Below are 13,756 nucleotides of genomic sequence, written 5' to 3' on the forward strand. Positions count from 1 at the left end.
GTTTAAAGATAATTCTTTAAGTGTAATAAATGATTTACTTGCGGAAAATTATTTTCGACAGGAATATTAAATTCGTTAAAGAAAATTGCATCAATTCCGCTGTTAATTGCTCCTTCAATGTCAGCTTCCCAACTATCTCCAATCATAATTGATTTTTCTTTTTCAGCATTGGCTAATTGAATCGCGTGGTTAAAAATAATTGGATTTGGTTTTTTCACACCGGCACTTTCAGAGTTGGTAATGGTTTTGAAATACTTTAAAAGATTCGAATTTTTCATTTTTCCATCTTGAACCGATTGAAAACCATTTGTTATAATATGCAGATTATACTTTGGATGCAAATACTCTAAAATCTCCAACGCACCTTCATATAAATGATTGAACTGTGGCAAATAAACAATGTATTCTTGTGAAAGAAGGTGTATCAAATCATCCGCAACATTTTCATTCATCAAATCAAAAACTTCTTTCAATCGTTGGTAACGAAGATCTTCTTGTGAAATTTTTTCTTCCCTATACAATTTCCAAAATTTAAGGTTTGTAGGAATGTAGTGTTCCAAAAAAACGTTTAAATCCAATTCCAGTTGATGCTTTTTAAAAATAGTTTCAAAAGCTAAAGCTGAATTTTTTTCGAAATCCCACAAGGTATGATCTAAGTCAAAAAAGATGTCGGATTTATGTTGGAAGGGTTTCATCTTGTGGTAATTGGTAAAAGGTAATGGGTAAAAGGTGATGTTGAAAGTTAAATAATTAAGTAAAACTGCCTACTTCGTAGGAGATTGCTACGCCAGTTCGCTAACGCTCGTGTCCTATTTCGACTTCGTCATCTTTCGGAATGACAAAACTGTGTCTATTTCTTTCCGCCTTTAACAATCACGGCATTTTCAATGTGGTAAATCCAATCGTTCACATCATTGTCGTTATAACGAAAAGTTCCTTCCATCGTTACGTATTGATCTGTTTTAAGTTTTGGCGTTGGGCCTTTGAACTTGATTCCCATAATGGTTTCCGGACCGGCTTGACCACAGAAAAAACACGAAGCAAAAACATTTTTACTTAATGCATACGACACATTATCAATTGGAATGATAAAACCACTCATCACGATTTTCTTTTTACTTTTTGCTTTTAAATCTGAATTGATGATAGGAAACATCACTCCGTCTGGATAATCTTTGTCCGGTTTTTTGATGTATTTAATCACTCCCAACAATTTCCAAGATAAGGTGTCGGGTTTCACTTGAGTAAATAAATCCGCTTCTGCCAAATCAACTTTCGTATCAAAAGAAGAAATGAATCCTGCTTTTTGAACCGAGATTTCATCGGATGATTTGTTGTTAGAAAAGGGATATTTTACTTCTAATGAAGAATCTAACACAATTATAACTCCGAATAATAGAATAAAAACTATATAAATTTTACGCATTTGCTAATGTTTTTGAAATATTTAATCGATACGCTTTCACCGCAGGAATAACGGCTGCCACTATTCCGACAAAGATAGTGACCAAAAATAAAATTCCTTCTTTTTCCCAAATTATTGTCATTGGATCAAACGCCATTTTGAATTGTTCGTCAGTGGTACTTGAAATCATAACTAATGCTAATCTTCCAAAAAGCGTACCAAAGATAAAGCCTACCACACAAAGTAATAAACTTTCAAACAATACTAAACCTAACATTTGGATTCGCGATGCACCGGAAACTCTCAACAACGCAAACTCATATTTTCGTTCTTTCAATCGATTATACAAAGCGATGAAGATGCTTATTCCTGAAATCAACATAATTCCGTAGGCCAAGTATTGTAAGGCTTGCAAACCAATTCCAAATAGCGAAAATAATCGGTTTATCTCAATGGCCGGAAGTGCCGCTTGCATTTTGGTGTTTTGAGCAATCATTCTTGGCCAAGAAATGATGCCCATTTTATTTTTAAATTTCACTAAAACAGCTGTGATTTCTTTGGCTTCATCGTGGTCATGTTCGTCACCTTCTTCGTGCACGTGACCTTCTTCGCCATGAGCGGGATTTTCTTGTGTTGACTCTTCATGATTGTGCTCATCGCCTTCTTCATGTACGTGACCTTCTTCTCCGTGAGCTGGATTCACTACTGTCTCTTCGTGATCGTGTCCTTCGTGGTCGTGCTCATCTCCTTCTACGTGAATATGACCTTCCTCTCCGTGTGGCGGATTTTCATCTTCCGAATGTGCTTCTCCACCGTGATCGTGTCCGGAATGCATTTCCCAAACACTTTCTACCGTACATAAAATTAAATTATCGATCACTTTTCCGGTTGGTGAGGCAATTCCGACTACAACATACGCAAATTCGTCATGCACATCGCCTTCTTCAGCATCGCCGTGCGTTCCAAAAAATTTATCTCCTAATTTGATGTTGAGTTTTTTTGCAATTTCACTTCCAATTACTACTTCAAAATTCTTTTCAAATACTTTGCCTTCAGAAATGGTTGCTGTGTATTTTTTGATGTAATCAGGTGTTGTTCCTACAATTTTAAATCCGCGATAATTATCACCAAAAGCTAACGGAATGGCGGTTTCTACAAACGGATGTTTCATCCAAACCTCAGCTTCTTTGTAATCAATATTTCCGGTGGGAGCATCAACGTGATAGACAGAAGAAAGTATCAATTGCAACGGACTTCCTTGTGCTCCCAAAACCAAATCGACACCATCAATATTACTCGAAAATTGTTTTTCAAATTGTTCTTGCAATAAAATCAACAACGAAATAATCGCTACCGAAGCGATTAATAAAACCAAACTTAACACTGTATTCAAAGGCTTAAACCAAAGGTTTTTCCAAGCTAATTTTGCTATCATTTAGTTTAAGTTTAATTGGTTAGAAAATTTATCTTTTAATCGTTGGTCGTGTGTCACAATAATCAACGAAGCTTTATATTCTTTGGATAAATGAGCTAATAAATCGGCTACTTTTGAGGCGTTTTCATCATCTAAACTTGAAGTTGGTTCATCGGCTAAAAGCAGTTTTGGTTCATTAATCAAAGCTCTTGCAATGGAAACGCGTTGTTGCTGTCCGACACTCAAATTAGAAGGCAATTTATATAGTTGATCTTCTAAATCTAATTGTTTTAAAAGCGATTTTGCTTTCTCAGTTGGTTTTTTTCCGGTGGCTAACCATGAAGCTAACACCACATTTTCGAGCACATTTAAAGATGCTACAAAATGTGATTGTTGCAAAACTAATCCAATATTTTTTCCGCGAAAGCGATCTAATTCTTTTTCAGATAAAGAAGAAATGTTGGTGTCTTGTATGGAAATTGATCCTGATTTAGGTCGCAATAATCCTCCTAAAAGATGTAATAATGTGGTTTTCCCTTTTCCTGAATTTCCGGTTATCAACAATGCTTCTGATGCATTATTTGTAATATTCGGGAAGGAAAAATTAGTAGTTTCGTTAAATGAGAAAGTTAAATTTTCTGTATAAATCATTCCATTTTAATTAGATTGGAAAGATAATGATAATTTGAAAAATGAGTTGTTAATCAATTCTAAAAATTAGCCTAAGATTTTCGCATTCTTTTGGGTCCGTACCAAAGCCAAAATCCGGTTATTGTAAAAAGCATTAAAGCCAGACTCATAATGATGGTATAAATCAATTTAAAAACGCCCGATTCAAATCCTAAATAGTAATCAATGATTGAACCGTCGTGAATCTTCTCAATGACATCGGAACGTCGTAAATCAATATGAAGTAAATTTCCGGTTGATCCATCGAGTTGCACTTCATAAAAATTAGATTTGAAAGTAAACTTCACCATTCCTTTTTCGGGACGAACATCTATTCTATCAATTTCATATGATTTCGATTCCTTCAAATAGTACGTTATAAATCGATTTGCATTATTTTGCAGACTATCCAACGGGAGAAAATTTCTTAATTCTGTTGATGTTCCTTTTTTTGTTTCGGGTAAAATTATCCCGCCACTATGCTTTTTTATTCCCAATAAAAATCCGGTTATGGCAACAATAAAGAAAAAAACAAACAAAAATGCTCCGGTTGTTCGATGCACTTTTCTAAATATTCGAAGTACTTTGGCTTGATTTTTTCTGGTCTCAGACACTTTTACTTTTTTAAATTATAATATTCCTTGATCAGCAAAACTGAAATATCCATTTTCAGTTATGATAACATGATCAATAAGATTCATATCTAATTGTTTAACTGCTATTTTTATTTTTTGTGTCAGCTCAATATCCGAATCACTTGCGATTAATTTCCCAGAAGGATGATTGTGTGACAAAACAATTGATAATGCATTGTATTCTAAAGCCATTTTTAGCACCAACCGAATATCCACAACGGTTCCGGTAATTCCACCTTTACTCAATTGTGCTTTATGAATGATTTTATTCGCATTATTCAGATACAAAACCCAAAATTCTTCGTGTGGTAATTCGCCAATGATGGGTTGCATCACATTAAAAATTACTCGACTTGAATTTATTTTTATTAATTCCGGAACTTCTTCTTCTCTTCTTCTTCTTCCTAATTCCGCAGCTGCAATGATAGAAATTGCTTTTGCTTCGCCAATTCCTTTAAATTCCATTAGTTGCTTTAGGGATAATTTTCCTAAGGCGTTTAAATTATTTTGAACGTGAGCCAAAATCCTTTTACTCAAATCAACAGCACTTTCATTTCTACTACCTGAACCGATAATGATTGCTAATAATTCAGCATCACTAAGTGCCGATTTTCCTTTCAACATTAATTTTTCTCTGGGCTTATCATCTTCTGCCCAAAATTTTATCGAAAAAGGGTTGTTTTGCTCCATTCTGTATGGCTTTAAAAAATAATTAATGCAAATAAAGATTTTTTTGTAACATAATTACTAATTTTAAGACTTATTTTAAAAATTAAAACTTAAACTATGAAAAAATTAAGAAACGCATTTGGAATTATGCTTTTTGTAATAGGTGGATTTTCAGCTCAAGCTCAAACTGCCGACGAAATAATTAACACCTATATTAAAAATATTGGTGGTGCCGAAAAATTTAAAAGTTTGAACGGCACAAAAATGGAAATGATTGTAAACTACCAAGGAATGGAAATTCCGGTGGAACTTGTTCAGCTAAAAGGTGGAAAAATGTATTTGAAAATTAATTTTCAAGGACAAGAAATTACACAAATGGCATTTGATGGAACAACTGCATGGTCAACCAATTTTATGACGATGAAAGCTGAAAAGATGGAATCGGAAATGGTTGAAAATATCAAACTAGAAGCCGGAGATTATCCAGATCCGCTAATTGACTACAAAGCAAAAGGTTACACTGCAGAATACCTTGGTAAAGAAACAAAAGAAGGAACAGAATGTTATAAAGTGAAAGTTACTAAAAAACCACAAACAATTGATGGCCAAAAAGTGGATAACGTAGTATTTTACTATTTTGATACAGAAAATAATGTTCCTATTCTAACCGAATCTGAAATTAAATCAGGTCCGATGAAAGGTCAAATGTCTGTTTCAACGATGAGCGATTATCAAGAAGTGGAAGGAATGTATTTCCCTTTCTCCATGAATCAAGGCGGTCAACCAATGAAAATTAAAAAAGTAACCTTCAATCCAACAGTTGATCCAAGTGCTTTTACTTTCAAAGAATAAATCAATCATAATCATACAAAATCCCCTTATTAATTTTAGTACGGGGATTTTTTTTAATCACACGAACAGATGAAAAACATTTACAAATTATTACTAACAGTAGGTTTGATTTCGTCCTTTCAATCACAGGCTCAAGAAGATGTGATTTTGAAGGGAAAAGAACTTTTTGGTGATATTAGAGCTCGGCAAATTGGTCCGGCTATTATGAGCGGACGAATTTCGGATATTGCTAATCATCCCACCAATAACAAAATTATTTACATCGGTGCGGCAGGTGGCGGAGTTTGGAAAAGTTCCGATGGAGGTGCGTCCTTCTCTCCTATTTTTGATAAACACATTCAATCCATTGGTTGTGTAACTATTGACCCAAACAATCCCGACAATACCATTTGGGTGGGAACAGGTGAACCTTGGCCACGAAACAGTGTTTCTATTGGCGATGGTATTTATAAATCTACCGATGGTGGTTTGAATTGGAATAATATGGGTTTACCAAAATCCGATCGCATTACTTCAATCATTGTTGACCCAAGAAATAGCGATGTAGTTTGGGCAGGAGTTTTAGGAGCACTTTGGGGAGATAGCGAAGAAAGAGGAATTTACAAAACAACCGATGGCGGAAAAACGTGGAACAAAGCTTTTTATGTTGACCAAACAACCGGTTGTGCTGATTTGGTTATCGACCCATCAAATCCTGACATTATGTATGCCAGTTTTTGGGAATTCAGAAGAACGGCTTGGTCGTTTAATTCGGGAGGAAACAATTCTGCATTATACAAAACTATTGATGGAGGAAAAACGTGGAATAAAATTCACAATGGCTTTCCAAAAGGTCAGTTAGGTAGAATTGCGATTGGCGTTGCTCCTTCTAAACCGCAGACTTTATATGCTGTTTTAGAAACCGAACAAGACAAAGACAAAGGTTTATATCGTTCGGATGATTCCGGAGCAACTTGGAAACATTTGAATAGTGATTTCGAATTGGTTGTTCGTCCTTTTTATTTTTCAAGAATTACGATTGATCCACGAAATCCTGATATTTTATACAAAGGTGGATTAAGAGGCTCGATAAGTCGTGATGGCGGAAAAACATTCAAACCGCTAGGAAACATGCACGCTGATATTCACGACATTACCGTTGATTTGAATGACAGTAATCGAATTTATGTGGCAACCGATGGTGGTTTATATAGAAGTTGGGATTCCGGAAACACAATGGATATCGTTAAGAATTTACCACTTTCGCAATATTATCATTTGAGTTTGGATAATGAAGAACCCTACAATATTTATGGTGGTTTACAAGATAATGGTTCGTGGTATGGTCCCAGCAAAAGCGATGGTGGTATTGAAGCTCGCGACTGGCACGTTGTAGGATATGGTGATGGTTTCCGCGTTTTGAAACATCCCACCAAAAAAATTATATACAGTGAAATGCAAGGTGCTGAAAATATTTGGCGATATAATTTAGAAACCAAAGAACTAAAAACCATTCAACCACTTGCGGTAAAAGGCGATCCCAAATTACGTTTTAATTGGAACACGCCGATTGTAACCGGAATTCATAATCCGGACAGAATTTATGCCGGAAGTCAATTTGTGCATGTATCGGATGATATGGGACAAACTTGGAGAAAGATTTCAGGCGATTTGACAACCAATGATCCTTCAAAAACAAACACTGAAAAATCAGGCGGTTTGTCTGTTGATAATTCGGGTGCTGAAAATCACTGTACCATTTTTGCCATTGCGGAATCTCCTCTAAATAAAGAAATAATTTGGGCCGGAACCGATGATGGAAATGTTCAAATTACTAGAGATGGTGGAAAAAATTGGACAAATGTAACACTGAATTTAAAAAATTTACCAAAAAACACGTGGTGTTATCACATTGAAGCCAGCGTTTTTAATGAAGGAACTGCTTATGCCGTTTTTGATGGTCATTCAAAGAATGATTATGCAACATATGTTTATAAAACTTCTGATTTTGGAAAAACGTGGACTTCAATCGTAACCGCTGACATTGATGGTTTTGCAAGAAATATTCAAGAAGATTATAAAAATCCGAACTTATTATTTTTAGGAACCGAAAAAGGGCTTTACATCACCGTTGATGGTGGAAAAAACTGGTCGAAATTTGAAAATAATATGCCAGCAGTGGCTGTTCATTACCTTGATTTGCATCCAAAAACGAATGATTTAGTGATGGCTACGCACGGAAGAGGAATCATTATTTTAGATGATGTGAGTCCGCTACGTCAAATTACACCTGAAATTTTGAAAAAAGATGTTCATTTCTTTGAGATGAAACCATTCGCCATCGAAGAACAATCCAGCTTTGGAGGAATAGCTTCTGAATTAGAGTTTGTAGGAGCCAATCCAAACACGGCAGCTCAAATTGTTTATTATTTGAAAAAGCGTCACACTTTTGGTAAGATGGAATTAGAAATTCAAGACTTAAACGGAAATAAAATAGTTACGCTTCCTGCTGGAAATCAAAAAGGAATTAACATTATTACGTGGGGTTTTAATACCCGAAATCCAAAAGTAGCGACCGGCAAAACGTTGAGTTATGGAGGATTTACTGCACCTAGAATTCCGGAAGGCACATACAAAGCCGTTTTAACGAAAGGGAAAGAAACCTATACGCAGGAATTTAAAGTTGTGAATGATCCGAAAAGCGTTATTTCGTCTGCGGAAAGAAAAAAACAAGTCGAAACCACAAAAATGCTATTTGATAAAAATGAAGAGTTAGCTTATATGGTTTATGAATTGGACGAAATGATTGCTTTGAATAAGAAAATTATGGAAAAAGATGCCAAATCAGCAAAATCAAACGGCAAAATTGATTCTGAATTTAATTCTTTAAAAAATACAATGGTGGTAACCACGGGTGATATGTATGTTGGAGCTGCCGAACCACAATTGCGAGAAAAATTAAGTACTATTTATGCCACGGTTGCTTCTCAATTTGATGCTCCTTCTCCTTCGCAGATTTCAAATATTGAAAATGTGATGGATAAATATTCTACCGCAAAAAGTGGTTTTGAAAGTTTGAAATCGAAGTACAAAAACAAATTAGTTGAACAAGCAGCAAAACTTCAAATTCCATTTTCATTGAAATCGTTTGAAGAATACTTAAAAGATTAATTTTATAACTATTTTTTCTAAAAAATGCTTCTTTACAAAAAGAGGCATTTTTTTTGTACTAAACTGAAAGTGCATTTCGTTATCAATTAAATTTAATTTGTATGAAACTCTTTCTATCCATTTTCTTGTTTGTTTTTTTACCAATAAATCAGCAATCATTTTCTTTAAAATTGTCCAATGCAGCCTTAGAACTTACAAAAGATAAAGTGACTTATGATCCGTCTTATGTTGGTATTAAATACCCAAACGGTGATGTGGCGAAAGACAAAGGAGTTTGTACAGATGTGATTATTAGAGCCTATCGGAAATTAGGAATCGATTTGCAGAAAGAAGTTCATGAAGATTTGAAGGCGAATTTCTCTAAATACCCAAATTTAAAAAAATGGGGATTAAAAAAACCGGACACTAATATCGATCACCGTAGAGTTCCAAATTTGGAAGTGTTTTTTGAACGAAAAGGAGAAAAATTAACCGTAACTAAAAATCCTTCCGATTACAAAACAGGTGATTTAGTAACTTGGATGATTGGCGACAAACTTCCGCATATCGGTATTGTTACACACAAAAAATCAGCTAATGGGAAACGCAATTTAATTGTTCATAATGTAGGAAGCGGACAGGTGTTGGAGGATTGTTTGTTTAGTTGGAAGATTGTGGGGCATTTTCGGTATGGTGGATAATGGGGCAATTTGAAAATGAGGCAATGTGGCAATATGTCAATTAATATATTACTAATTGACACATTGTCTAATTGTCTAATTGTCTAATTGACTAATTCTTTCACCTCCTCAAAATTCAATCCACCATAATTTCCTGAACTCATTAACAACAAAGCAGAATTATCCAAATTAGTTGAAAATAAAAAATCTTTAAATTCAGTTGGATTCGTGTAAATAATCAAATCATTTCTTTTGAAAGATTGTGCAATTTGGTCATACGTTACTTCTTCCAATTGTTTGATTTTTACTGCGTCTGGCGAATAGAACACAACGGCAACATCGGCAGCATCCAAAGCACCTTCGTATTCTTTTAGGAATTCGGCGTTCAAACTGCTATACGTGTGCAATTCTAAACAAGCCACTAATTTTCTATCTGGATATTGATTTTTTACGGCTTTTGTCGTAGCCGAAACTTTACTGGGTGAATGAGCAAAATCTTTGTAAGCCACTTTTCCTTTTCCTTCGGCAATTTTTTCTAAACGTTTGGAAGCTCCTTTAAAACTAGCAATGGCTTCATAAAAATCGGCTTCATCCACACCCATATTTTGGCAAATCCATTTGGCTCCCGCAAGATTGTTCAAATTGTGAGCACCGAATACTTCAATTGGCATTGGTCCTTCAGGAGTATCCAAATAAGTAGTTCCATTTTCAACGGAATAATTCGGAGTTTGATAAGGCAATCTTCGGATGGTGTTGGTCGTTTCTTCGGCTACTTTTTTAACCGTTTCATCTTCTTCGTTATACACCAAAATACCGCCTTTTGTAATTTGATTTACAAAAATTTCGAACTGTTCTACATAATTTTCAAATGTCGGAAACACATTAATATGATCCCAAGCGATACCGGAAAGCAAAGCAATATTAGGTTGATACAAATGAAATTTCGGTCTTCTGTCAATTGGAGAAGACAAATATTCATCACCTTCCAAAACGATAAAATCATTTTTTTCGGTGAGATGAACCATCGTTTCAAAACCTTCCAACTGTGCACCTACCATATAATCGACTTCAATGTTGTGATAATGCATTACGTGTAAAATCATTGAGGTAATTGTCGTTTTTCCGTGCGAACCACCAATCACAACACGTGTTTTATTTTTTGATTGTTCGTATAAAAATTCAGGATACGAATAAATTTTCAAACCCAATTCTTTTGCTTTCAACAATTCAGGATTATCTGCTTTGGCGTGCATTCCGAGGATAATTGCTTCAATATCTGATGTGATTTTTTCAGGGAACCAACCCATTTCGTTAGGCAAAAGTCCGAACTTTTCTAAACGTGATTTTGAAGGTTCAAAAATAGCATCGTCACTTCCGGTAACGTGATAACCTTTGTGATGCAAGGCAAGTGCTAAATTGTGCATGGCGGCTCCGCCGATGGCGATAAAGTGGGTTCTCATATTCTGTTGTCGGTTGTCTGTTGTCGGTTGTCCGTTGTCGGTTGTCTGTTGTCTGTTGTCCGTTGTCTGTTGTCTGTTGTCGGTTGTCGGTTAACTGATAACTGACAACCGATAACCGACAACGGAATACTATTTTTCAAATTTCTTTTTTAATTCTTCTGCTTTTTGAGGTTGCTTCATTTTGTTTTTATACAAATCGTATAACTTTTGAAATGTTTTTTTTGAATTTCCAATTTCATGAGCTTTTTTTAAATTCGCTTCTGCCTTTGCATATCTTTTAAAATATTGGTCAATGTAACCTTTGGCTAAAAACCCATCAACTTTTGACAAATTCATCAATTCATTGGCATATTGTTGGGCTTTTGTTTCGCTTCCGCCTACAATTGCGGGTAATTCAATATATAAAATGACCAAAGCCCATCGAGAATCAATATGCTTTGCATCTAATTTTGCGGCAGTTAAAAAGCATTCTTCTACTTCGTCAATCATTCCCAAAGCAGTAAATTTATTTGAATCTTTGGCTTTCATTCCCATTGCACCACCATATTTATAGTGGTAATCTGCATTTTTTGGAAATTGAATTTTTATTTTTTTATAATAAGCAATGGCTTCATCCCAATTTTTTTCTTTACCAGCTATGTCGCCTAAATATTCTAAAGTTTTGGTATGATTTGGATTTGATTTTAAGTGATTTTCAAACAAAACTTTAGCTTCGGCAAATTTTTCCTTTTGGAATAGCTGCTCTGCTTTTTCAAAATCTGAATTGGCCATCAGTTGAAATGAAATTAGAAAAATTACCAGTTTTAAAATTGACATAGTTTTTATTTGTATTCAAAAGTAAGGAAATGTTTTTGCGTTTCCATTTAGTTGTAGAAATTTTAAGTATTTTAGTAAATAATTATTTTCATCAAATCCAACCTTATAAGCCATTTTATACTCTATTAAATAAAAAACACTTATGCGTAAATTAGTAACCCTTTACTTCCTCTTTATTTTATCTTTTTCATTTGGTCAACATTTTGACAATCAATGGAAGGAAGTTTACAAACATGAATTAGAAGGAAAAATTCAATCTGCCCAAAAAGAAGTACAGGAAATTTATAAAAAAGCCAAAAAGAAAAAAGATGAAGTTCAAATCGTCAAATGTTTTTTCTATTTGTCAAAATTTGAACAAGTTTTTGATGAAAAAGCTCAATCAACGATTATTTCAAATTTACAAAATGAAATTAAGGTAGCTGAACCGATTTCAAAAGCACTATTAAACTACATTTATGCGGCCATTTTACAAAATTATTACGACTATTACTCTTATGATATTAGCAAAAGGACTGATTTGGCAACTCAAAAAAGTTCAGATTTTTTAACGTGGACAACTTCCGATTTTACTTCAGAAATTGAAGAGGCAATGAACAATTCATTAAAAAATGAAAATTCGCTAAGAGCTACTTCAATTGAAACCTTCAAAGAAGTTATTGAAATATCTCCAAATACAGATGCTAAAAATTATAATTTATATGACTTTTTGGTTGAGAAAAGTATTATCTATTATAAACCAAAGATTAATATTCAAAATTTAAAAAGTAAAAAATCAGAAAATAATTTATTTGAAAATTTATTTGCAGAATCAAGTATTTTCATAAACTATAAATTATCTGATTCAGAAAATGTAGATCTGCAAAAACTTATTAAAATTTTGCAGAGTAATGAACGATATTATCTTTCCAACAATAACGAAAAAGCAAATTTTGCTTATTTTGAGCGACTAAAATATTTTCACTCAATTTATCGTGACTTTACTATTTACAACTCTAAACTTAAACAATTAGAAAATAAAACCTCAAATTCTTTTTTAAAACAGTCTTTACGAGTTGAACGTATTAAAAACTACTATCATCAAACTTCAAAATATAATAGTGTAAATAAATACAGAGAGGCGTTGGCATTAATCGATACTGTATTGGTCGAAAAAAACAATCCAAATGCATTAGCAGAAGCAGAAACTATTCAAAATCAAATCCTCAGTAAATCGCTGTCAATTAATTTACAAAAAATTATATATCCCAATCAAAATAATCGTGCATCCATAGGTTTCAAAAATGTTGATTCGATTAAAATTAGTTATTATCGATTTCCTATAAAATATAATTATTTATTTGACAATTCACTTTACTATAACCGTGAAAAAAATCACCTAAAAAAAAGAGATTCTTTAATTTTTGATTACAAAAATAAAATACAGCCAGTAAAAAGTTATACGATTAAACTACCTTCCAAAGGTGATTTTTTTAATTATTCTACCGAGATTCTTTTAGAGAAAATAGATGTTGGAAATTATTTAGTTTTTATGGAAACTTTAAATGATACTGTTGAAAATAAAATTGCCTATGCTTATGAGAATATAAAAGTTACTAATTTTTTTATAGTAGAAAATCGTAATGAAAAACAAAATTCATTTTATGTTTTAGATAGAAAAACAGGAAAACCAATCGAAAGTGCGAGTATTAAAAATGAAGATGAAACAGTTTACACAAACAAAGAAGGCAAAGCACAGTTTAAACTAAAAAAACACATTAAAAATAAATTTTATAACAATGATATTATAGTACTTAAAGAGAATGACACCTTATTACAAAGTTACAATCGAACTTTTATCTATGAGAAAGACAGTAAAGATGAAGCAGAATATGAAAATTTTGATGCTAGAGCTATGATTTATTTTGACCGAGCTATAATCGCAAAATCAAAATTTCCCTAAATATAAAACGAAATTTCCCTTTTTTAGTAAACCAACTCCTTAGCGAAACATTATAATTAAACCCTGTTTAAAGTTTATTTAAACAGGG

At 33.5% G+C, this 13,756-nt stretch carries 12 protein-coding genes; 4 read left to right on the forward strand and 8 right to left on the reverse strand.

Annotated features, from left to right (window positions below; translation table 11 throughout):
• Window positions 1-2: 2 nt before the first annotated feature.
• From AC23MC_RS01240 to radC, 6 genes are all read right to left on the reverse strand, one after another.
• Complete coding sequence (locus AC23MC_RS01240) at window positions 3-695, reverse strand: YjjG family noncanonical pyrimidine nucleotidase (RefSeq protein WP_487566611.1); 693 nt, start codon at window positions 693-695, stop codon at window positions 3-5.
• Between the two features lie 155 nt (window positions 696-850).
• Window positions 851-1,426 carry a hypothetical protein gene (locus tag AC23MC_RS01245; protein ID WP_487566612.1) on the reverse strand — a complete coding sequence of 192 codons (576 nt, stop codon included), beginning with the start codon at window positions 1,424-1,426 and terminating at the stop codon, window positions 851-853.
• The gene (locus AC23MC_RS01250; protein ID WP_487566613.1) at window positions 1,419-2,840 is read right to left on the reverse strand and encodes an ABC transporter permease; all 1,422 of its coding nucleotides are present in this window, start codon (window positions 2,838-2,840) and stop codon (window positions 1,419-1,421) included. The genes AC23MC_RS01245 and AC23MC_RS01250 overlap by 8 nt, the downstream gene beginning before the upstream one ends.
• Window positions 2,841-3,470 carry an ABC transporter ATP-binding protein gene (locus AC23MC_RS01255; RefSeq protein WP_487566614.1) on the reverse strand — a complete coding sequence of 210 codons (630 nt, stop codon included), beginning with the start codon at window positions 3,468-3,470 and terminating at the stop codon, window positions 2,841-2,843.
• Between the two features lie 71 nt (window positions 3,471-3,541).
• On the reverse strand, window positions 3,542-4,102 hold the full coding sequence (locus AC23MC_RS01260; RefSeq protein ID WP_487566615.1) for a PepSY domain-containing protein: 561 nt from the start codon (window positions 4,100-4,102) through the stop codon (window positions 3,542-3,544).
• 15 nt (window positions 4,103-4,117) lie between these two features.
• Entirely contained in the window at window positions 4,118-4,813 is a 696-nt protein-coding gene (radC, locus tag AC23MC_RS01265) for a RadC family protein (RefSeq protein ID WP_487566616.1), read from the reverse strand.
• A 96-nt stretch (window positions 4,814-4,909) separates the two neighbouring features.
• Between radC and AC23MC_RS01270 the strand changes: the two genes are divergently transcribed.
• The 3 genes from AC23MC_RS01270 (at window position 4,910) to AC23MC_RS01280 (ending at window position 9,474) form a co-directional block, all read left to right on the forward strand.
• On the forward strand, window positions 4,910-5,644 hold the full coding sequence (locus AC23MC_RS01270) for an outer membrane lipoprotein-sorting protein (RefSeq protein WP_487566617.1): 735 nt from the start codon (window positions 4,910-4,912) through the stop codon (window positions 5,642-5,644).
• 69 nt (window positions 5,645-5,713) lie between these two features.
• Window positions 5,714-8,794: a WD40/YVTN/BNR-like repeat-containing protein gene (locus tag AC23MC_RS01275; RefSeq protein ID WP_487566618.1), complete on the forward strand. Its 3,081-nt coding sequence runs from the start codon at window positions 5,714-5,716 to the stop codon at window positions 8,792-8,794.
• Window positions 8,795-8,895: 101 nt separating this feature from the next.
• A complete protein-coding gene (locus AC23MC_RS01280) occupies window positions 8,896-9,474 on the forward strand; it encodes a DUF1287 domain-containing protein (RefSeq protein WP_487566619.1) in 579 nt (192 codons plus the stop codon).
• Between the two features lie 83 nt (window positions 9,475-9,557).
• On the opposite strand, the gene AC23MC_RS01285 is transcribed toward AC23MC_RS01280, so the two are convergent.
• Both AC23MC_RS01285 and AC23MC_RS01290 read right to left on the reverse strand, forming a co-directional pair.
• Window positions 9,558-10,913 carry a UDP-N-acetylmuramate--L-alanine ligase gene (locus AC23MC_RS01285; RefSeq protein WP_487566620.1) on the reverse strand — a complete coding sequence of 452 codons (1,356 nt, stop codon included), beginning with the start codon at window positions 10,911-10,913 and terminating at the stop codon, window positions 9,558-9,560.
• Window positions 10,914-11,042: 129 nt separating this feature from the next.
• A complete protein-coding gene (locus AC23MC_RS01290) occupies window positions 11,043-11,729 on the reverse strand; it encodes a tetratricopeptide repeat protein (RefSeq protein ID WP_487566621.1) in 687 nt (228 codons plus the stop codon).
• 142 nt (window positions 11,730-11,871) lie between these two features.
• Between AC23MC_RS01290 and AC23MC_RS01295 the strand changes: the two genes are divergently transcribed.
• Window positions 11,872-13,668, forward strand: coding sequence for a hypothetical protein (locus AC23MC_RS01295; protein WP_487566622.1), 1,797 nt, complete (start codon window positions 11,872-11,874; stop codon window positions 13,666-13,668).
• Window positions 13,669-13,756: the final 88 nt, after the last annotated feature.

Source organism: Flavobacterium sp. T50_26 (assembly GCF_057652995.1).

Coding starts and splice junctions, on each gene's coding strand:
- AC23MC_RS01240 (WP_487566611.1), bottom strand. CDS start 695: ATGAAACCCTTCCAACATAAATCCGACATCTTTTTTGACTTAGATCAT.
- AC23MC_RS01245 (WP_487566612.1), bottom strand. CDS start 1,426: ATGCGTAAAATTTATATAGTTTTTATTCTATTATTCGGAGTTATAATT.
- AC23MC_RS01250 (WP_487566613.1), bottom strand. CDS start 2,840: ATGATAGCAAAATTAGCTTGGAAAAACCTTTGGTTTAAGCCTTTGAAT.
- AC23MC_RS01255 (WP_487566614.1), bottom strand. CDS start 3,470: ATGATTTATACAGAAAATTTAACTTTCTCATTTAACGAAACTACTAAT.
- radC (WP_487566616.1), bottom strand. CDS start 4,813: ATGGAGCAAAACAACCCTTTTTCGATAAAATTTTGGGCAGAAGATGAT.
- AC23MC_RS01270 (WP_487566617.1), top strand. CDS start 4,910: ATGAAAAAATTAAGAAACGCATTTGGAATTATGCTTTTTGTAATAGGT.
- AC23MC_RS01275 (WP_487566618.1), top strand. CDS start 5,714: ATGAAAAACATTTACAAATTATTACTAACAGTAGGTTTGATTTCGTCC.
- AC23MC_RS01280 (WP_487566619.1), top strand. CDS start 8,896: ATGAAACTCTTTCTATCCATTTTCTTGTTTGTTTTTTTACCAATAAAT.
- AC23MC_RS01285 (WP_487566620.1), bottom strand. CDS start 10,913: ATGAGAACCCACTTTATCGCCATCGGCGGAGCCGCCATGCACAATTTA.
- AC23MC_RS01290 (WP_487566621.1), bottom strand. CDS start 11,729: ATGTCAATTTTAAAACTGGTAATTTTTCTAATTTCATTTCAACTGATG.
- AC23MC_RS01295 (WP_487566622.1), top strand. CDS start 11,872: ATGCGTAAATTAGTAACCCTTTACTTCCTCTTTATTTTATCTTTTTCA.